The sequence below is a fragment of the Corynebacterium sp. KPL2830 genome, from assembly GCF_040225635.1.
Taxonomy (GTDB): Bacteria; Actinomycetota; Actinomycetes; order Mycobacteriales; family Mycobacteriaceae; genus Corynebacterium.
In genome coordinates this window covers 1-17,958 of the sequence record NZ_JBEHFR010000036.1, presented here as the reverse complement: position 1 = coordinate 17,958, position 17,958 = coordinate 1, and the positions used below count along the sequence as shown (strand labels likewise).

The following is a 17,958-nucleotide window of genomic DNA, read 5'->3' as shown; positions in this document are numbered from 1 at the left end:
CACCTAAAAAATCCCGAGTTGAGGATCCGCCCCCGTCCGCCCCACCCGCGAGATTGACAAACTATATAGGAACACCCCCTTTTGCGCGCGGTACCAGCATTTGGGCCGGATTCATGGAACTATTGGTTCCATGAAGCTGACCATCCTAGGCTGCTCCGGTAGCGTACCCACCGCAGACAATCCTGCCTCCGGCTATGTCGTGTCCTTCGACAATGCACCGTCCATCATCCTGGATATGGGATCGGGCACGCTGGGCCAGTTAGCTAAACTGCAGGATCCGTGCGATGCCCACGTGGCCTTTAGCCACCTGCACGCGGATCACTGCGCGGATTTTCCCTCCCTCATGGTGTGGCGCCGCTTCCATCCCATCGCCCCGGCCGCCTCGCGCAACTTCTGCTTCGGCCCGTCTGCCACGCCGACGCACTTGGGCCGCCTGTCCTCGGACGAAGTAGATGGGATCGACGACATGTCCGATACCTTGGCGTTTAGCCCGTGGGTGGCGGGGGAGCGCCAGCTTGTCGATGACGTCTTTATCACCCCCTTTCCCGTCAATCACCCGGTAGAGGCCTATGCGCTGCGAATCGAGCACGCGAAAACCGGCAAGATCATCACCTATTCCGGCGATACGTCCTATACGCCCGCGCTTGTCGATGCCGCCCGCGGCGCCGATCTCTTCCTCTGCGAGGCCACCTGGGGTGCTTCCTCCGAGGGCATGGCCCCCGGCATGCACATGTCGGGCGCGGAAGCGGGGCGCGCGGCGCGGGAGGCGGGCGTTCGCACGCTGGTGCTCATCCACATCCAGCCCTGGGGCGATGCGGAGGCCACCGTGGCTGCGGCGCGGGAGGAATTCGACGGCGAGATCGTGCTGGGTACTGCGGGCATGCAGTTCTAAGTTACGCTGGAGGGCATGACTGAATTTACTCGTGCCGATGGGCGCGCGCTCGACCAAATGCGCAGCGTCCGCATTACCCGCAATTTCACCACCAACCCGGCCGGATCCGTCTTGGTGGAATTTGGCAATACCCGCGTGATGTGCACCGCCTCCGTCGAACTCGGGGTGCCGCGTTTCAAGCGCGATTCCGGCGAGGGCTGGCTGACCGCCGAGTACGCCATGCTGCCGTCCGCCACCCACGACCGCATGCCACGCGAGTCCATGCGCGGCAAGGTCAAGGGCCGTACCCACGAGATTTCCCGCCTAGTCGGCCGCTCCCTGCGCGCCGCCGTGGACCTGGAGGAGCTGGGTGAGAACACCATCCAGCTCGATTGCGATGTGCTGCAGGCCGATGGCGGCACCCGCACCGCCTCCATCACGGGCGCCTACGTTGCGCTTGCCGATGCCATTGCGCACCTCAAGTCCGAAGGCGTCGTCCCCGGCGAGCCACTGCTCGATCCCATCTCCGCGGTCTCCGTGGGCATCATCGACGGCGAAATCTGCCTCGACCTGCCCTATGAGGAAGATTCCCGCGCCGAGGTGGACCTTAACGTGGTGATGCAAGAATCCGGCGACTTCGTTGAAATCCAGGGCACCGGCGAGCACGGCCTCTTCGGCCGTGAGCAGCTCAACGGCATGCTGGATGTGGCCCAGAAGGGCTGCAGCGAGCTTATCGCGGCGCAGAAAGCGGCGCTGGGATGGTAATCCTCGTCGCCTCCGGTAATCCGAAGAAGCTGGCCGAGCTCGATCGCATCCTATCCGAGGCCGGCATCGAGGGAGTTGAACTGCGCCTGCTTTCCGAGGTCGAACCCTACCCAGAGCCCGTCGAAGACGGCCGCACCTTCGCCGATAACGCGCTCATCAAGGCCCGCGCCGGGGCCACCGCCACGGGCCTGGTGACCATCGCGGATGATTCCGGGCTGGCCATCGAGGAGCTCAACGGCATGCCCGGCGTGCTCTCGGCCCGCTGGTCCGGCGAACACGGCAATGACCAGGCCAATAATGACCTGGTCTTGGCGCAGATGGCCGATGTGCCGGACGAACGGCGCGCCGCCGCCTTCGTCTCCGTGTGCGCCCTCGTGACCCCCGAAGGCACAGAGCGCGTGACCGAGGGCCGCTGGGAAGGCAAGCTGCTGCGCGAGCCGCGCGGCGCTAATGGTTTTGGCTACGACCCACTATTCCAACCAGAAGGCGAGTCGCGTTCTGCGGCAGACATGTCGCCTGCAGAAAAGAACGCGGTCTCGCACCGCGGCCGCGCCCTTTCCCAGCTGGTCCCGCTTATCGCGGAGCTGGCTGGCTAATTATGCGTTGAGCTGGAATTGCTCCTCGATTTCCTTGCGGCGCTTGTGCTCCATCCAGAAGGACAGGAAGGGCACCACGCCGGCGAGCGCGGTGGTAATCAGCTTGCTCGCTGGCCACAGCGCGCGCGGGCCCAGAATCAGGATGGAGAGCAGGTAGGTCATGTACGCGATGCCGTGCACGATGGCGATATAGGTCGCCCATTCCGGAATCTCCGCGCCTAAGACATACTGGAAGAACATGCGGATGACCAGGATGATCAGGAAGATACCGGTCACCGTGGCCGCGATGGAAAAGAACTTCAGCGGGCCGCGGATGCGCGCCTTGCGGTCTGGGTGTACCTGGTTTGTCATGATTCACTTTCTCCTTTTATCTGTTGGGCCTTCGTCGCGTCCCTCTGCGGGGGAACCGCGGCGGCGCCGAGGCTGATTCAACGCATTAAACTCTTCCACATTCAACTGCGGGCGCTGCGGCAAGAAATCCTCATCGATGGCGGTTTTCTCCGCCGAGTCCCTCTCCTCAGAACCATCGGCCGAGCCAGATATTCCGTCGGCGGTTTCGCCGACATTTTCAGAGGCGTTTTCTGAGGCCTGCAGTGAATCCATCTCGCGGGCTTCGTTTTCCGCGGCGAGGCGCTCATTTTCATAGCGCAGCGTGGTGCGATAAGCATAGACCACGAATACCGCAAAAAGCGGCCACTGAAAGGCATAGCCCAAGTTTTGGAAGGTGCCCGAGCCGGAGCGGAAGCGCGTCCACTGCCAATAGGCGAGGAAGAGGAAAAGCACCACGAAAAATATGACGAGGGCGATGTGCCACCACCGCACCTTCACGCGCCGTTTCTTCTGATCCTCGTGCATACTCACCTCACCCAGCCTACCTATCCACCGCCGCAATACGGAATGCCCCTGGTTTCTCGTTTATCCGCGCGCCGTGTACACTATTCAACGTTGCTCGCGCCCGTGGCGGAATTGGCAGACGCGCTAGATTTAGGTTCTAGTGTCTTATGACGTGTGAGTTCAAGTCTCACCGGGCGCACAAGAAAGGCACCGCAGTACTTGCTTGAAGAACTGCGGTGCTTTTGCGGATCTTAGTCCACCTCGGTGAACTTGCGGTCCCAGGAGGAGCGGACGGGGTTGGCATCGGCAAGCAGGATATCGAAGCGGTCATTGGCGATCTCAACGATTTCGCTCAGCGCAATGCGGTATTCCTGCGCATCGGAATTGGCGAGGCGCCGCACGCCGGCATCGATCACACGCTCTACCGTGTCATTGGTATCGAGGTATGCGACAAATGGCATGCCAAAGCGCTCGCGGTAGGCGGTGGACAGCTCGGTAATGCGTTCGGTCTGCACGTCATCGAGATCGCTGAGCCCCAGCGAGCCGCGGTCGGCGGAAATATTCGCCGCCTCATCAGACGAGGCCAATAGCAGCTCGTCCATCGCAGGGTAGTCGTGGATGAGCGCATCGCGGCGGTCAGCCTTCGCGGTCAGCACAGCGACCTGGATGGCGGCGCGCAGCTCATTGACATCGCTAAACGGCCGGGACTGCCAGGCCAGCTCCAGCGGCCAAGTCTCATTATTGAATAGTGGGCGCAGCGCGGCGGTGAACTCCTCGCGCGAGGCCTCGTTCAGCTCGTTCAGGCTCACGCCCTTGCCATCGGCGCGCGAGACCTGCGCGCTCGCGCTGCCGGTGTGGAAGAACAACAAGTTGAGCAGGATGGCGGTAATCGCGCCGATGGACATGCCAGAAGAGACGAAGGTCTGCGCCCACTCCGGGAAGGCAGTGGCAACCTCCGGCTTGAAGGTCACCAGCATGGCCAGGCCCAGCGCGGAGGTGACGATGACGGAGTTGCGGCCATCGCTGAGATCCGACTTTGCAATGGTCTGCAGGCCCACCCACGCCACGTTGGCAAAAAGCGCGAGAGATGCGCCGCCGAGCACCGGCGACGGAATCGCGGCAACCACCGCGCCGGCCTTTGGCAAAAGGCCCAGCACGATCATGAACCCCGCGGCAGCCACGGCCACCCAGCGCGATTTCACGTTGGTCAAGCGCACCAAGCCAACGTTTTGCGCAAAGCAGGTATAGGGGAAGGAATTCATCACGCCGCCTACCAGGGTGGAGACACCATCGGCGCGGATGGCGCGCACCACGTCATCGCGGCGGATGCGCTTTTTGACGATTTCACCGGTGGCAAACACATCGCCGGTCGTTTCCACCATCGTGATGATCATGACGATAATCAGCGAGAAAATCGCCACGAGGTTGAATTGCGGCATGCCGAAATAAAACGGCGTCGTAATGCCGAGGGCGGGGGAGGAGGAGACTTCGCTAAAGGAGGCATCGCCAAGCGCGAGCGCCACGCCCGTGCCCAGGACCAGGCCGATGAGCACCGCCAACGTGCCCACGAAGCCGGTGGAAAACCGCTGCACCATAATGATGACCGCCAGCGTGCCAAAGCCGTAGAGCAAATCGCGCGTGGCCGGCACGCCCTCGGCATAATTGACAAAGTCATTGGCCGATACCGCCAGCAGCGAGGTGCCCATCACCAGCAGCACCGAACCGGTAACCACCGGCGGGAAGAAGCGCAGCACCTTGCCAAAGACCGGCGCGGCGAAGAAAGTAAAAAGGCCCGCGACGATGATGGCGCCGTAAATCGTGGGCAGCGATGCCACCCCGCCCTCGCCATCGGTAGCGCCCAGGCCAATCGCGATGATGGGCGATACCGCCGTCGTGGTCACGCCCTGCACGATGGGCAGGCGCACGCCAATATGCTTGCCGATGCCCACCGACTGAATGATCGTCGCAATACCGCAGGTTAAAAGGTCGGCATTGATGAGGTGGATGGTAGTTTCCGCGTCCAGGTTTAACGAGCTGGCGATGAGCAGCGGGACGATGACCGCCCCGGCATAAAACGCGAGGACGTGCTGCAGCCCAAGGGCGGCGAGTTTCGGCGCGGGGGGAACGATGTCTACGGGGTGCTTGGGCTGGGACGCCACGAAGTCCTCCTTGTTACGGAAGCGAAGCTGACCGCCTTAACAGTAGAGGTACACGCAGGTCGGCGCCAAAGCGTACGTGAGCAAAGCCACGATCGGGGCTGGATTGCCCCCGAACAAAAACGTACGGGTGGTTTATATGAATCGGGCTACCAGCAAAGCATGATGACCGGTTTATAACTGGTGCTCACGGCAATGTTTACGGTTGTTAATTTCGTGAATCGAGCCGACAATGAAGAAGTGACGGGGCTTGATGCTGCGGGATGAAAAGGCGGCATGTGCCCCGGGAAATTTGACCCAGAAGAAGGGAATTATGACTACCGCAACTAAGCCCCAGCAGTATCAAGGGTGGGAAGGTTTTGCTCCCGGCCCTTGGACCGAGGGCATCAACGTCCGCGATTTCATCCAGCGCACCTACACGCCTTATAACGGCGATTCCAGCTTCCTTGCTGGCCCCACCGATAAGACGCTGCGCGTGTGGGACACCCTGGAAAAGGACTACCTGTCAGTCGAGCGCGAAAAGCGCATTTACGATGTCGATACGCACACCCCGACCGATATCGATGCCTTCCCGGCCGGTTATATCTCAGAAGACGATGACGTCATCGTCGGCCTGCAAACCGATACGCCGCTCAAGCGCGCCATGATGCCGTTCGGCGGCTGGCGCATGGTGAAGCAGGCCATCGGCGAGGCGGGCAAAGAGGTAGATCCCGAGGTGGAGAAGATCTTCACCCGCTACCGCAAGACCCACAACGATGCGGTCTTCGATATCTACACCCCGCGCATCCGCGCCGCCCGTTCATCACACATCATCACCGGCCTGCCCGATGCCTATGGCCGTGGCCGCATCATCGGCGATTACCGCCGCGTGGCGCTGTACGGCGTGGACTATCTCATCCAGGAAAAGATGAAGGCCCGCGATGCCATTGCCGATGCCGGCTTTTCCGAGCACTGGGCCCGCTACCGCGAGGAGCACTCCGAGCAGATCAAGGCCCTGAAGAAGCTCAAGGCGATGGCCGAGTCCTACGGCTTCGATATCTCCGAGCCGGCGCGCACCGCCCACGAGGCCGTGCAGTGGACCTACTTTGGCTACCTCGCCTCCATCAAGTCCCAGGATGGTGCCGCCATGTCCATCGGCCGCCTGTCCGCATTCTTCGACTGCTACTTCGAGCGCGATTTGGCCGCTGGCATCATCACCGAGGAACAGGCACAGGAAATCATCGACGCGCTCGTGCTGAAGCTGCGCATCGTCCGCTTCCTGCGCACCATCGACTATGACCAGATTTTCTCCGGCGATCCGTACTGGGCCACCTGGTCCGATGCCGGCTTCGGCAGCGACGGCCGCCACATGGTCACCAAGACCTCCTTCCGCCTCCTGCAGACCCTGATCAACCTGGGGCCATCACCGGAGCCGAATATCACCATTTTCTGGGATCCGGAGCTGCCCGCAGGCTACAAGGAATTCTGCGCACACATCTCCATTGAAACCTCCTCCATCCAGTACGAGTCTGATCGCCAGATTCGCGACGAGTGGGGCGATGACGCTGCGATTGCCTGCTGCGTGTCCCCGATGGAAGTGGGCAAGCAGATGCAGTTCTTCGGTGCCCGCGTCAATGCCGCCAAGGCCCTGCTCTACGCCATGAACGGCGGCCGGGATGAGGTCTCCGGCAAGCAAGTCGTTGAAGGCTACGAGCCGATTCAAGGCGATGGCCCGTTGGACTTCGACGAGGTCTGGCAAAAGTACGAGGAGATGCTGGACTGGGTGGTTGGCACTTACGTCGAGGCGCTAAACATCATCCACTACTCGCACGATAAGTACGCTTACGAGGCCGTGGAAATGGCGCTGCATGATTCCAATATCATCCGCTCCATGGGCTGCGGCATCGCGGGGCTTTCCATCGTCGCCGATTCACTTTCTGCCATCAAATACGCCAAGGTCACCCCGGTCCGGGATGAGACCGGCCTGATTACGGATTACATCACCGAAGGCGAATTCCCGTTCTACGGCAACGACGACGACCGCGCCGATGACATCGCCGCCACCATCGTGCACACCGTGATGGAGAAAATTAAGGCCATCCCGATGTACCGCAATGCCATCCCCACCCAGTCCGTGCTGACCATTACCTCCAACGTGGTCTACGGCAAGGCAACAGGCTCCTTCCCGTCGGGCCACAAGGCCGGCACCCCCTTCTCCCCGGGTGCTAACCCCGAAAACGGCGCGGATAACCACGGCATGGTCGCCTCCATGCTGTCGGTGGGCAAGCTGGATTACAAGGATGCCCTGGACGGCATCTCGCTGACCAATACCATCACCCCGACCGGATTGGGCCGCACCCCAGAAGAGCGCATCACCAACCTGGTGGGCGTGCTGGATGCCGGCTTCATCATGGAACAATAAGAATCACGACAAGGAGAACCATCATGGCAACCCCAACCTTTGCAGAACGCCTTTCAGACATGAAGGCCAGCCGCGACGAGCACAAGATGAACTCTGGCCTGTACCACGCCAACATCAACGTGCTGGACAAGTCCACGCTGGAAGATGCCGTCGAGCACCCAGAGAAATACCCGAACCTCACCGTTCGCGTCTCTGGCTATGCGGTCAACTTCGTCAAGCTCACCAAGGAGCAGCAGCTTGACGTCATCTCCCGCACCTTCCACCAGGGTTCATAATCATGGCTGATGGCATTACTGGTGTGGTCACCCTGTCGCCGGAATCCGGCGAGCGCGTTCGCGGTGTTGCCGCGGGCCTGGGAACCGACCACGAACTCGATGAGATTACCCGCCCCGAGCTCATGGAGGCGCGCCGCACCGGCGATATCGCCCTCGTGCACTCTTGGGAGCTGGTAACCGCCGTCGACGGCCCGGGCACCCGCATGACCATGTTCATGTCCGGCTGCCCCCTGCGCTGCCAGTATTGCCATAACCCGGACACCATGGAGATGAAGACCGGCACCTTGGAGCGGGTCGACGATGTGGTCAAACGCATCAAGCGCTATAAGCCCATCTTCCAAGCTTCCGGTGGCGGCCTGACCATCTCCGGTGGTGAGCCCCTCTTCCAAATTGCGTTTACCCGGCGTGTGCTCAAGGAAGTCCACGACGCCGGCATCCACACCACCATCGATACCTCTGGGTTCTTGGGCTCGCGCTTGCGCGATGAAGACCTAGACAATATCGACCTCGTGCTGCTGGACGTGAAGTCGGGCGATGAGGAAACCTATCAGCGCGTAACGAGGCGCCAGCTGCAGCCCACGCTCGATTTTGGTGACCGCCTCAACGCGATAGGCAAGCCGGTGTGGATTCGCTTCGTCGTCGTGCCGGGCCTGACGGATTCGGCCGAGAACGTAGAAAACGTCGCCTCCATCGTGGTGCGGTGGAAGTCCAATGTAGAACGCGTCGAGGTCCTGCCCTTCCACAATATGGGTAAGGACAAGTGGGAGGGGCTCGATATGACCTACCACTTGGCAGATACCAAGCCGCCGAAGCCGGAAGACGTGGAAAAAGTCCGCGACGTGTTCCGCGCGAAGGGCCTGGAGGTTTACTAACCTGGGTGGGCATGACTCACTACCGCCGCTTCGGCCACGATATTATTGAACACACCCTGGAAGTCCCGTGGGATTATGACAATCCGCGCGGAACTTTTGCTCTCTATGCCCGCGAAATCATCCCGCCAGGCGGCGAGGACTTGCCGGCGCTGCTGTACCTGCAGGGAGGCCCAGGTTTTCCGGCCCCACGGCCGGTCAAACCGACGGGGCTTATCGGCAAGGCGCTCGAGCGCTACCGCGTCATCCTCCTCGATCAGCGCGGCACGGGGCGATCGCACCGCATCGATAGGCTGAGCCCCGCAGAAGAGCGCAGCGCCGAACACCTGGCCTTATTGCGCCAGGACAGTATCGTGCGCGATGCCGAGCGCCTCCGCGAACACCTGGGGTTGGAGACTTGGTCCCTGTTCGGCCAGTCCTTCGGCGGCTTTTGCATCACTGCGTACCTGTCTCAGGCTCCCGAGTCCGTCAAGCACGCGTTTTTCACCGGCGGCATCCCCACGCTGCAGGGTGCGGATCACCTCTACCGCACGACTTTTAGCAAGCTCAAGGCCCGCCAGGAGCGTTTCTACCGCGAGTTCCCCTGGGTGCGGCGCCGCATCGAGGAAATCATCGCCCACCTTGATAATTCCGATGAACGCCTGCACACCGGCGAGCGGCTGTCCTCGCTGCGCTTTCGCACCATTGGCACCGATTTGGGGCGGGGCACCGGGTTCGACGGCCTGGCCTACCTCCTGGAAGAGCCCTTCCGTACCGTGCGGGGAGAGAAGGTGCTGCGGGATGATTTCCTGTGGGGCATCGGCGAGCGCGTGAGCTTTGCGGAGGCCCCGCTTTATGCGGCGATCCACGAGTCCATTTATGCCGGCAGCGGCGGGCAGGCGGCGACGCAGTGGGCGGCGCATCGCGTGCGGGAGGAGTTCCCAGAGTTTGCCGAGTCCGGCACTTGGCTGACCGGCGAGCATATTTTCCCGTGGCAGTTCGACGAGGACCCGGCGCTGCAGGCCTTCAAGGAGGGCGCGCACGGCTTGGCGGAGCGGGAATTTACTGCGCCTTATGCGCTTGCCGATGCCCCCACCACCGCCGCCGCCATCTACCTCGACGATATTTTCGTTCCCCTGGAGGAATCTTTGGCCACCGCCGCGCACTTGGGCGATCTGCGGCCGTGGGTGACGAATGAGTACCAGCACAATGGCATCGGCGAGAACGGCGCGGAGGTGATGGGCAAGCTCTTTGCGCTTATCGATGACCACTAGCGAACGCTTTCCGCCTGTGCGAAAATTAATTTCACATACGTAGTTAGGGAGAGAAAATGTTGAGCTTAATCATCATCGGTATCATCATCTTGCTGATTCTCGCCACCGTATTTGATGGCTATTACATCGTGCGTACCCGCGAGGCGGCCATCTTGGAACGGTTGGGTAAATTCCAGACAGTCGCCCACGCGGGGTTGCACTTCAAGATGCCCTGGATCGACCGCGTGCGCGATAAGATTTCGCTGCAGGTGCGCCAACTGGACGTAATGGTGGAAACCAAGACGAAGGATAATGTCTTCGTCCAAATCCCGGTTGCGGTGCAGTACGAGGTGGTAGAAGGCCGCGAGCGCGAGGCCTTTTATATGCTCTCCAACCACGAGCAACAGATCGTGGCCTATGTGCAAGATAATGTGCGCTCGTCGGTGGCGAATATGGGCTTGGACGAGTCTTTTTCCTCCAAGGACACCATCGCGCAGAACGTGGCGGCCTCCCTCCGGGATAATATGGCCGAATACGGCTGGAACTTCGTCAATACGCTGGTAACCGATATTCGCCCGGATTCCCGCGTGCGCGAGTCCATGAACTCCATTAACGCGGCGCAGCGCGAGCGCGAGGCGGCCATCGCCCAGGCGGAGGCGGAAAAGATCCGCGTGGTCAAAGAAGCCGAGGGTGCCGCGGAGGCAAAGAAGCTGCAGGGTAGGGGTGTTGCCGAGCAGCGCAAGGAGATTGTAGAGGGCATCGCCCAGCAGTACGAGCTACTGCGCGATGCCGGTGTGCAGGAATCTCCCGAGGTCCTCATGCTGGTGTCGCAGTACCTCGACGCGATGGTCGATGTCTCGGATAACGGCCAAGCCTCCGTGCTCTACATGCCGTCCAACCCGCAGGGAATGGGCGATCTATTCAGCGGTATGCGCGACGTACTCATGGCGGACCGCGCCCTGGATGAGTCCGCCGGGCGATAGGAGCTTACCTGCGCCGCAGGAGGAGGACCAGCCCCAGGATGACGGGGACGCCGCCCATGATGATGAGGTAGGTCGTTTCGGCAGATGCCGAGGTGGGATCGTACAGCTGCGACATCGAACCGGCCAACGAGGTGCCGATGGCCATGGTGAGGAAGTACAGCGCGGAAAAGCGGGTGGCATATGCCCGCGGGGCGTGGGCGGCGGATGCGGCCATGCCCACTGGGCCGATGAAGAGCTCGCCGAGCGACATGAACAAGATGGTGCCCGCTAGCACCAGGAACGGCGTGGAATTTTCCCCGCCTCCCACAAAGCGCAGTAGGAGGAACATGCCTGCGCCGGCGAAGATGATGCCGCAACCCATGAGCGCGCGCCGCGAGTTGGCCCAGCGCGTCATGCCCGCGGCCAAGGGTAGCGAGAGCAGGAGGATGAATAGCGGGTTGAGCGATTGCGTCCACGCCCGCGGGATCTCGAATCCGCCGATGGATCGGTTGAGGCGCTGATCCGAATAGACCGCAAGCACGCCGTAGATTTGCGGTTGCAGGGTCCAGTAGGCCGTTGAGCAGGCGAAAAGCGGAATGAAATCCAGGATGCGGCGCCGTTCATCCGCGGTGACCCGCGAGGATCGCAGCATACTGGCAAAAAGCCCCGCCGCGGCCGCTACCGTGGCGATAAGAAGCAGCACCGTCAGCGTTGCCGGAGAAACGGTGATAATGATCAGCACGCCGGCCAGTAGCGCCGCCAGCGCGACCAAGCCCGCCTTGCCTGGGGCCTGGGTGGGATGAGGCGGACGAGTTGGCGCGTCTATCTTTTTCCGCAGCGCGCCGTAAGTGGCGCAGCCGCAGCACATGAGCACCGCAGCGGCGACGAATCCGGCGTGGTAGCCGTATTCCTCGGCCAGCCAGCCTGTCAGCATGGGCCCAAAGAGCGCGCCGATATTGATGCCGAGGTAGAAAATCTGGAAGGCCCCGTCGCGCGCGCCGGCCTCGGCGGGAAAAGCGGCGCCTAGGATTGTTATCGCGGCGGTCTTGAGCAGCCCTGATCCGAGCGCGAGCGGCAACAGCCCGATGATAAGCCCCGCGGTGCCGGGGACGAGCGAGAGAGCAAAGTGCCCACACACCAACAGCCCGGCGCCCGTAAGCAGGGTGCGCTCGGCGCCCAGGAGCCGATCGCTGACCCAGCCGCCCACAAACGTAAAGAGGTAGAGCAGGCTGCCGTACGCGCCGACGAGCGCGGTAGCCTGCGTTTGCTCCATGCCGAGACCATCGGAGGTGGAGTAGAGGTAGTACGCGAGGATGGCTTGCATGCCATAAAAGCTGAAGCGCTCCCACATTTCGATGCCCGCAACCGCCGGCAAAACCACGGGTACGCGGCGAATTGAACGCCGTTCAAGAACTTTCATAAAAAGGACTATAGCGGGCGATAGTGTGTGCTAGATCTAATTTGGTGGATATTTCTACTAACGACATAGCGACAATCGACGCCCACCACATCTGGCACCCCTACGCCGAACCCGGCGCGCCCACGCGCGTGGTCGAGTCTGCCGCAGGCGTCCGCCTCACGCTTGCCGATGGCACCCAGCTCATCGACGCCATGTCCTCCTGGTGGGCCGCCGCCCATGGCCACAGCCACCCGCGGCTTACCGCCGCCGCCAAGGAACAGATCGACCGCATGAGCCACGTGATGTTCGGCGGGCTCACACACGAACCGGCGGCGCGGCTGACGGCCAATCTCATGGAGCTCACGCGCAACGACTTCGCGCAGGTCTTTTATGCGGATTCGGGATCGGTCTCGGTGGAGGTCGCCATCAAGATGGCCCTGCAATACCAGCAGGGGATCGGCCACCCAGAGCGCACGAAGATGTTGACCTGGCGCTCGGGCTATCACGGCGATACGTTTGCCGCGATGAGCGTGTGCGATCCCGATGGCGGCATGCACTCGATGTGGACCGGTACCCTGGCGCAGCAGATTTTCGCCCCGGCACCGCCCACGCGCGGGGCGAGCGAGAAGGCGCGCGCGGATTACCTGCGCGAGCTGGAAGGCTACATTACGAACGAGGTTGCGGCCCTGATTATTGAGCCCGTCGTCCAAGGCGCCGGCGGCATGCGCTTTCACGATCACGAGTTGGTGCGCGGGGCGCGCGAAATCTGCGACCGCCACGGAATCCTGCTGATCGCGGATGAAATAGCCACCGGGTTTGGCCGCACCGGGGATCTGTTTACCACCCAAGCAGCGGGGGTGGTGCCGGATATCATGTGCGTGGGCAAGGCAATGACCGGTGGATTCATGACGATGGCGGCCACGCTTGCCACCGCCCGGGTTGCCGAGGGCATGCACCCGCGAGCCCTCATGCACGGCCCGACCTTTATGGCCAATCCGCTGGCCTGCGCGGTATCGGCAGAGGCGACCGCCATGATCCTGGAGGGAACGTGGCGGGGGCAGGTTGAGGGCATCGAGAAGCAGCTGTGCGCGGGGCTTGCCGGGTTGGAAGACGAGCCGGGCGTGGCGGATGTGCGCGTACTGGGCGCTATTGGCGTGGTGGAAATGGAGCGCGATGTCGATATGACAGGCGCCACGGATGCGGCGGTGGACCAGGGCGTGTGGCTGCGCCCGTTCGGCCGCCTTATCTACACCATGCCGCCGTTTATCAGCACTAAGGACGAGGTTGCGCAGATTTGCCGCGGGGTGCGCGCCGCGGTGGCAGGAGGAAAGCGATGATTATCTTTATCACCGGCACCAATACCGACGTGGGAAAGACCGTGGCGACCGCAGCCATCGCCAGCGCTTTTGCCCAGAGCGGGCGCGAGGTTGTCTATGCCAAGCCCCTGCAGACCGGCGAGCCGGATAATAGTGGCGATGCGGCGACGGTGCGGGCCCTGGCCGGGGTCGAGATTACGGAGATGGCGCGCTTTCCCGAACCGCTAGCACCGAACCTCTCGGCGCGCCGGGCGGGCATGACGCCGCCGACCAAAGAGGAGCTCGGGAACTGGGTGGCGGGGTTGGACGCGCCAGATCGTGTGGTGCTGGTGGAAGGAGCCGGCGGGCTGCTGGTGCGTTTGGCCGACGACTACACGCTTGCCGATGTCGCCACCAACCTCCTCATTGTCACTTCCCTTGGCCTCGGCAGCCTCAACGCCGCGGAGCTCACCGTTCGCGAGGCGGAGCGGCGCGGGATTAATGTGATGGGGCTTATCGGCGGAAGCTTGTGCGCACAGCCAGACTTGGCGACGAAGCTGAATGTGGACGAGCTTCCGGCGGTCACGGGCTGCCGGTTGTGGGGCAGCGTGCCAGAGGGTGCGGGTGCGCTCGGCCGGGAGGACTTCGCCCGGATGGCCAGGGCGCATTTTCCCGCTGATATGTGCGCGCAGCTGCTTGCACACGCCGAGTAGCGCTACCTCGATGAGGCAGCGCTAGCGGACCCAGCGAACCTTGCCGTTTACCCGGGCAAGGCGGCCGCGCAGGGGAGGGGCATTGGGATCGTCTTGGTTTACCCCGTTGTGGTACGGGCAGCACACCGTGAGGTTGTCCGCGTTGGTCATCCCACCGTGCTTCCACGCCTGCAGGTGGTGGATTTGAGACTTATCCGCCGGGTGATTGCACGGCGGCCACGGGCAGGTGGGGTTTTCGGCGGCGGCCATCAGCCGCTGTTTTTCCGAGGCGAACCGCGAGGTCCGATACAGGTTGACCGGGCCCTTCACTGGGTGGATAAGCGTGGCTAGCCCGTGTTCGCTAAAGGTGCGCTCGACGAGCTGCGCGCCGGTAATGGTCGAGCCGTTGGTGAGCCGAAGCGTGACCTCGTCGCCATCGCCTTCCAGTATTTGATCCAGTGCGTTGAGCGGGATAATCACGTTCGTCGTGGTCTGTACCGTGGCAGCGCCCTCGCCGCGGAGGAGTTCGCGGAAGGATGCGAGTGGGTTATCGGGGTCGAGGGCGGAATCGAGATCCGCGAGGAAGGACGAGGGCGCGGTAATGCGCATCGTCCACGGGCCATCCGGGCGGCGCAGGAGTTGTACGCCCTCGCGCGGCGGCCGGCGGCGCGGGCGCCATTCGCGCAGGCGTTTTTTAGCGAGCCGGGCAATCTCGGAGGCCGGTCCGTGTTGCCGGCACAGCTCTACGCGCAGGTTCCACGCGGCGCGCTTGGTGGCAGCACGGGTGGCGTACTTCTCGATGAGCTTCAGGGTCACCAAATCGTGGTGGCGCGCGCCCGCGGCGGCAAGGCGCTGCTTGCGGCTAAAGGAAGTGGTGCCGAAATAAACCTCTGCCAGCGCGAGCAGCTCGCGGGCCTCGACATCCGGCAATCCGAGCTCGATGAGGTCGCTCTCAGGCATGCCGTGGGCCTCGGCGAGGATATCCATCGCCGAGGAAATCTGGGTGGCATAGGCCTGCAGTGCGTTCATGCCTGCAAATCTAGGCGCGCGCTACCGCAGTACCAATCGGGCGCGGCGCCCACCTGTGGATAACTTGTATAAACGTCTACAAAGTTATCCCGCGGCCACCGCAAAAAGATACGAAATCAACATGCGCTTTAGCTCCATGACCACGGAATCGAACTTGTCTGGTTCGCCCGAAATAGCGTAATTGAGCAGCGAAACCACGGTGTGGATAAGGAAGCGCGCCAGCTCAATGCGTTGCGCATCGCTGTGCTCGGTGGCCAGTGGGCGGAGGATCTCGGCGAGCGGCTCCAAGAGCTGCAGCTCGGTATCGGCCGCCGTGGCCCGCGTCGCCGGGGTGGACTGGATGGCGTGCCAAACGGCGCGCCGGGAAGGATCCTCGCGCCACATCCGTGCCAAGTGGTCGATGAATTCATCCAAAACATCCGGCCACTGCGGGGCTGGCACGAGGTGCGAAAAGCGCTCGATTTCGGCCAGGCTGGTGGCGGTATCTTGCCGGTCGAGCTCGCAGATGAGCACGTATTTATTGGCAAAGAACTGATACAGCGTGCCGATCGGGACCCCAGCACGGTGGGCGACTTCATCGAAGGTGAAGGATTCAAAGCCGACATCGACAAGCACGGCGCGCGCCGCCTGCACGATGCGAGCAAAGCGCTCCCGGCTGCGCGCCTGCGCTGGCCGGCGCCGCGGGACGAGGATTTCCTCCACCGGCTTACTCGAGGCCCTTCATCACGCGCGCGACGTGCCCGGTGGCCTTCACGTTGTAGTGGGTCTGGCCGATGGTGCCATCCGGCTCCACGAGGAAGGTAGAACGGATAACGCCCTGGACCACCTTGCCGTAGTTCTTCTTCTCCCCGAAGGCGCCATACGCGGTCATGACGGACTTATCTGGATCAGAAAGCAGCGGGAAGTTGAGATCGTGGTCATCGCGGAACTTCGCCAGCGCCTCGGGCTTATCGGGGGAGATGCCCACCACCGCGATATTGAGCTCATTGAGCTCTTCTAGTGAATCGCGAAAATCGCAGGCTTCCTTGGTGCAGCCTGGGGTATTGGCGCGCGGGTAGAAGTACACCAGCACGCGCTGGCCTGCGTAATCGGAAAGGGAAACGGTGTTGCCGGTGGCATCGGCAAGCGAAAAAGCGGGGGCGGTATCTCCTACGTTCAAACGAGTTTCAGTCATGGACCCCACTTTACGTGCTCCCCAGCCTGCGCGGTGGAGACCCTGCACGGTAAGATAAGCTCGTTAAGAGCGAAACTTAAGCTAAGAGGAGAATTCCGTGGCACGCAATATTGAAGATATTCAACGCGATATCGAACGCACCCGGCGCCAGCTGGCTAGCACCCTGGATGAAATTGCGGATCGCAGCAAGCCGCAAAACCTCGTCGATGACGCCAAGGATGCCGCCACCGAAAAGTTGCAGGACCGCAACGTGCAGCTGGTACTCGGTGGCGTCGGCGCCGCCGTCGTTGGGCTGATTGCCTTTTCCGTGTTCCGCTCGCGTCGCCGCAAGAGCGACCTGAAGGAATTGCAGCGCCTGCTGTCTGAGCGCCACTAATTTTCCCCGCCTTACCCCCACGCGCGCCGTGGGGGCTTTTTTCGTATGCTAGGTCGCGATGAAAACTCCAATTCCTTTTTATTTGCAGGAAATTTTGACTCGGGTGCGAGGAAATCGCAGCGGCGCGGTGGCGGACTATATTCCCGAGCTCGCGAAGGCGGAACCGGACTACCTCGGCGTGGCCATCTGCACCACGACGGGGCATGTGTATTCCGCCGGCGATGCTGAGGTGGAATTCACCCTGCAGTCCGTGTCGAAGCCTTTTGCGTATGCCCTAGCGCTGCAGGAGCTCGGTTTGGATGCGGTGCGCGAGATCGTCGGCATGGAACCGTCCGGCGAGGCCTTCAATGAGCTTTCGCTCAACCGCGATGATCACCGGCCGGTGAATCCGATGATTAATGCGGGCGCGATCGCGGTAACGCAGCTAATTAATGGCGTGGATTCGGATCCGGCCGAGCGCGTGGAACAGCTGCGCACCTACTTTTCGCGGCTGGCGGGCCGCGAGCTGAAACTCGATGAAAAGGTGCGCGATTCCGAGCTGCAGGTCTCTGATAGGAACCTGTCTTTGGCGCACATGCTGCGCAATTACGACATCATCCAGGACGAGGCCCACGATGCGGTTTCGACCTACGTGGAGCAGTGCTCGATTAAGGTCACGGTGCGCGACCTCGCCGTGATGTCTGCCACCTTGGCCAATGGTGGCACGCAGCCGGTGACGGGGGAGAAGATCCTCGATGCCGATGTCTGCCGCCTGACGCTTTCTGTCATGAGCTCTGCGGGCATGTACGACGGCGCTGGGCGCTGGATGGCCGAGGTTGGTATCCCGGCGAAATCCGGTGTTTCGGGCGGCCTGCTGGGAACCCTGCCTGGCCAATTGGGGGTAGCGACGTTTTCGCCGCGGCTTAACAAGGAGGGCAATTCCGTCCGTGGGGTGGATGCCTTGACCTTGCTCTCGAAGGATATGGGGCTGCACTTGATGTCCACGGATGAGCGCTACGGCGTGCACCCCGTGCGCAGGATGGAGACCGAGGA

At 62.1% G+C, this 17,958-nt stretch carries 19 protein-coding genes and 1 tRNA gene; 13 read left to right on the top strand and 7 right to left on the bottom strand.

Annotation, left to right across the window (positions count from 1 at the left end; translation table 11 throughout):
• Window positions 1-130: 130 nt before the first annotated feature.
• The 3 genes from ABRP87_RS10235 to rdgB are packed head-to-tail and all read left to right on the top strand — an operon-like array spanning window position 131 to window position 2,232.
• Window positions 131-892 (top strand): MBL fold metallo-hydrolase, encoded by a 762-nt coding sequence (locus ABRP87_RS10235; RefSeq protein WP_349868656.1) that lies wholly within the window; start codon window positions 131-133, stop codon window positions 890-892.
• Window positions 893-907: 15 nt separating this feature from the next.
• Entirely contained in the window at window positions 908-1,636 is a 729-nt protein-coding gene (rph, locus tag ABRP87_RS10230) for a ribonuclease PH (RefSeq protein ID WP_349868654.1), read from the top strand.
• Window positions 1,630-2,232 (top strand): RdgB/HAM1 family non-canonical purine NTP pyrophosphatase, encoded by a 603-nt coding sequence (rdgB, locus tag ABRP87_RS10225; protein WP_349868652.1) that lies wholly within the window; start codon window positions 1,630-1,632, stop codon window positions 2,230-2,232. Before rph ends, rdgB begins: the two co-directional genes overlap by 7 nt.
• Here the strand turns inward: rdgB and ABRP87_RS10220 are convergent, their stop codons facing one another.
• Together ABRP87_RS10220 and ABRP87_RS10215 are read right to left on the bottom strand one after the other, a co-directional pair.
• Window positions 2,233-2,583, bottom strand: coding sequence for a DUF3817 domain-containing protein (locus ABRP87_RS10220; RefSeq protein WP_023023696.1), 351 nt, complete (start codon window positions 2,581-2,583; stop codon window positions 2,233-2,235).
• 3 nt (window positions 2,584-2,586) lie between these two features.
• Entirely contained in the window at window positions 2,587-3,087 is a 501-nt protein-coding gene (locus ABRP87_RS10215; RefSeq protein WP_284869605.1) for an MreC domain-containing protein, read from the bottom strand.
• Between the two features lie 96 nt (window positions 3,088-3,183).
• Between ABRP87_RS10215 and ABRP87_RS10210 the strand changes: the two genes are divergently transcribed.
• Window positions 3,184-3,265: transfer RNA gene (locus ABRP87_RS10210), tRNA-Leu, on the top strand.
• Between the two features lie 52 nt (window positions 3,266-3,317).
• Here the strand turns inward: ABRP87_RS10210 and ABRP87_RS10205 are convergent.
• Window positions 3,318-5,225, bottom strand: coding sequence for a solute carrier family 23 protein (locus ABRP87_RS10205; RefSeq protein WP_349868650.1), 1,908 nt, complete (start codon window positions 5,223-5,225; stop codon window positions 3,318-3,320).
• Window positions 5,226-5,535: 310 nt separating this feature from the next.
• Between ABRP87_RS10205 and pflB the strand changes: the two genes are divergently transcribed.
• From pflB to ABRP87_RS10180, 5 genes are read left to right on the top strand one after another with little or no spacing between them, the layout of a single operon-like run.
• Complete coding sequence (pflB, locus tag ABRP87_RS10200; RefSeq protein WP_349868648.1) at window positions 5,536-7,623, top strand: formate C-acetyltransferase; 2,088 nt, start codon at window positions 5,536-5,538, stop codon at window positions 7,621-7,623.
• A gap of 23 nt (window positions 7,624-7,646) precedes the next feature.
• Window positions 7,647-7,898: an autonomous glycyl radical cofactor GrcA2 gene (gene grcA2, locus ABRP87_RS10195; RefSeq protein ID WP_255716700.1), complete on the top strand. Its 252-nt coding sequence runs from the start codon at window positions 7,647-7,649 to the stop codon at window positions 7,896-7,898.
• Between the two features lie 2 nt (window positions 7,899-7,900).
• Complete coding sequence (gene pflA / locus ABRP87_RS10190) at window positions 7,901-8,770, top strand: pyruvate formate-lyase-activating protein (protein WP_349868646.1); 870 nt, start codon at window positions 7,901-7,903, stop codon at window positions 8,768-8,770.
• Window positions 8,771-8,781: 11 nt separating this feature from the next.
• Window positions 8,782-10,020, top strand: a complete 1,239-nt coding sequence (locus ABRP87_RS10185) for an alpha/beta fold hydrolase (protein WP_349868644.1) — start codon at window positions 8,782-8,784, stop codon at window positions 10,018-10,020.
• Between the two features lie 56 nt (window positions 10,021-10,076).
• Window positions 10,077-10,982, top strand: a complete 906-nt coding sequence (locus ABRP87_RS10180; protein WP_284771626.1) for an SPFH domain-containing protein — start codon at window positions 10,077-10,079, stop codon at window positions 10,980-10,982.
• A 4-nt stretch (window positions 10,983-10,986) separates the two neighbouring features.
• Here ABRP87_RS10180 and ABRP87_RS10175 read toward each other — a convergent pair whose 3' ends face one another.
• Window positions 10,987-12,381, bottom strand: coding sequence for a peptide MFS transporter (locus ABRP87_RS10175; protein WP_349868642.1), 1,395 nt, complete (start codon window positions 12,379-12,381; stop codon window positions 10,987-10,989).
• Window positions 12,382-12,422: 41 nt separating this feature from the next.
• On the opposite strand from ABRP87_RS10175, the gene ABRP87_RS10170 reads away from it, so the two are divergent.
• Both ABRP87_RS10170 and bioD read left to right on the top strand, forming a co-directional pair.
• On the top strand, window positions 12,423-13,697 hold the full coding sequence (locus ABRP87_RS10170) for an adenosylmethionine--8-amino-7-oxononanoate transaminase (protein ID WP_349868658.1): 1,275 nt from the start codon (window positions 12,423-12,425) through the stop codon (window positions 13,695-13,697).
• Window positions 13,694-14,368, top strand: a complete 675-nt coding sequence (gene bioD, locus ABRP87_RS10165; protein ID WP_349868640.1) for a dethiobiotin synthase — start codon at window positions 13,694-13,696, stop codon at window positions 14,366-14,368. Before ABRP87_RS10170 ends, bioD begins: the two co-directional genes overlap by 4 nt.
• A gap of 21 nt (window positions 14,369-14,389) precedes the next feature.
• Here the strand turns inward: bioD and ABRP87_RS10160 are convergent, their stop codons facing one another.
• The 3 genes from ABRP87_RS10160 to bcp all read right to left on the bottom strand — a co-directional run bounded on the left by ABRP87_RS10160 (window position 14,390) and on the right by bcp (window position 16,550).
• Entirely contained in the window at window positions 14,390-15,376 is a 987-nt protein-coding gene (locus ABRP87_RS10160) for an HNH endonuclease signature motif containing protein (protein WP_349868638.1), read from the bottom strand.
• 84 nt (window positions 15,377-15,460) lie between these two features.
• Window positions 15,461-16,078, bottom strand: coding sequence for a TetR/AcrR family transcriptional regulator (locus tag ABRP87_RS10155; RefSeq protein WP_349868636.1), 618 nt, complete (start codon window positions 16,076-16,078; stop codon window positions 15,461-15,463).
• A 4-nt stretch (window positions 16,079-16,082) separates the two neighbouring features.
• Window positions 16,083-16,550 carry a thioredoxin-dependent thiol peroxidase gene (bcp, locus tag ABRP87_RS10150; protein WP_239269890.1) on the bottom strand — a complete coding sequence of 156 codons (468 nt, stop codon included), beginning with the start codon at window positions 16,548-16,550 and terminating at the stop codon, window positions 16,083-16,085.
• A 97-nt stretch (window positions 16,551-16,647) separates the two neighbouring features.
• Here bcp and ABRP87_RS10145 point away from each other — a divergent pair, with 97 nt between their 5' ends.
• Window positions 16,648-16,926, top strand: coding sequence for a DUF3618 domain-containing protein (locus ABRP87_RS10145; protein ID WP_239269889.1), 279 nt, complete (start codon window positions 16,648-16,650; stop codon window positions 16,924-16,926).
• Window positions 16,927-16,984: 58 nt separating this feature from the next.
• Window positions 16,985-17,958, top strand: a 974-nt coding sequence (gene glsA / locus ABRP87_RS10140) for a glutaminase A (protein ID WP_349868634.1), incomplete at its 3' end; no start/stop codon positions are given.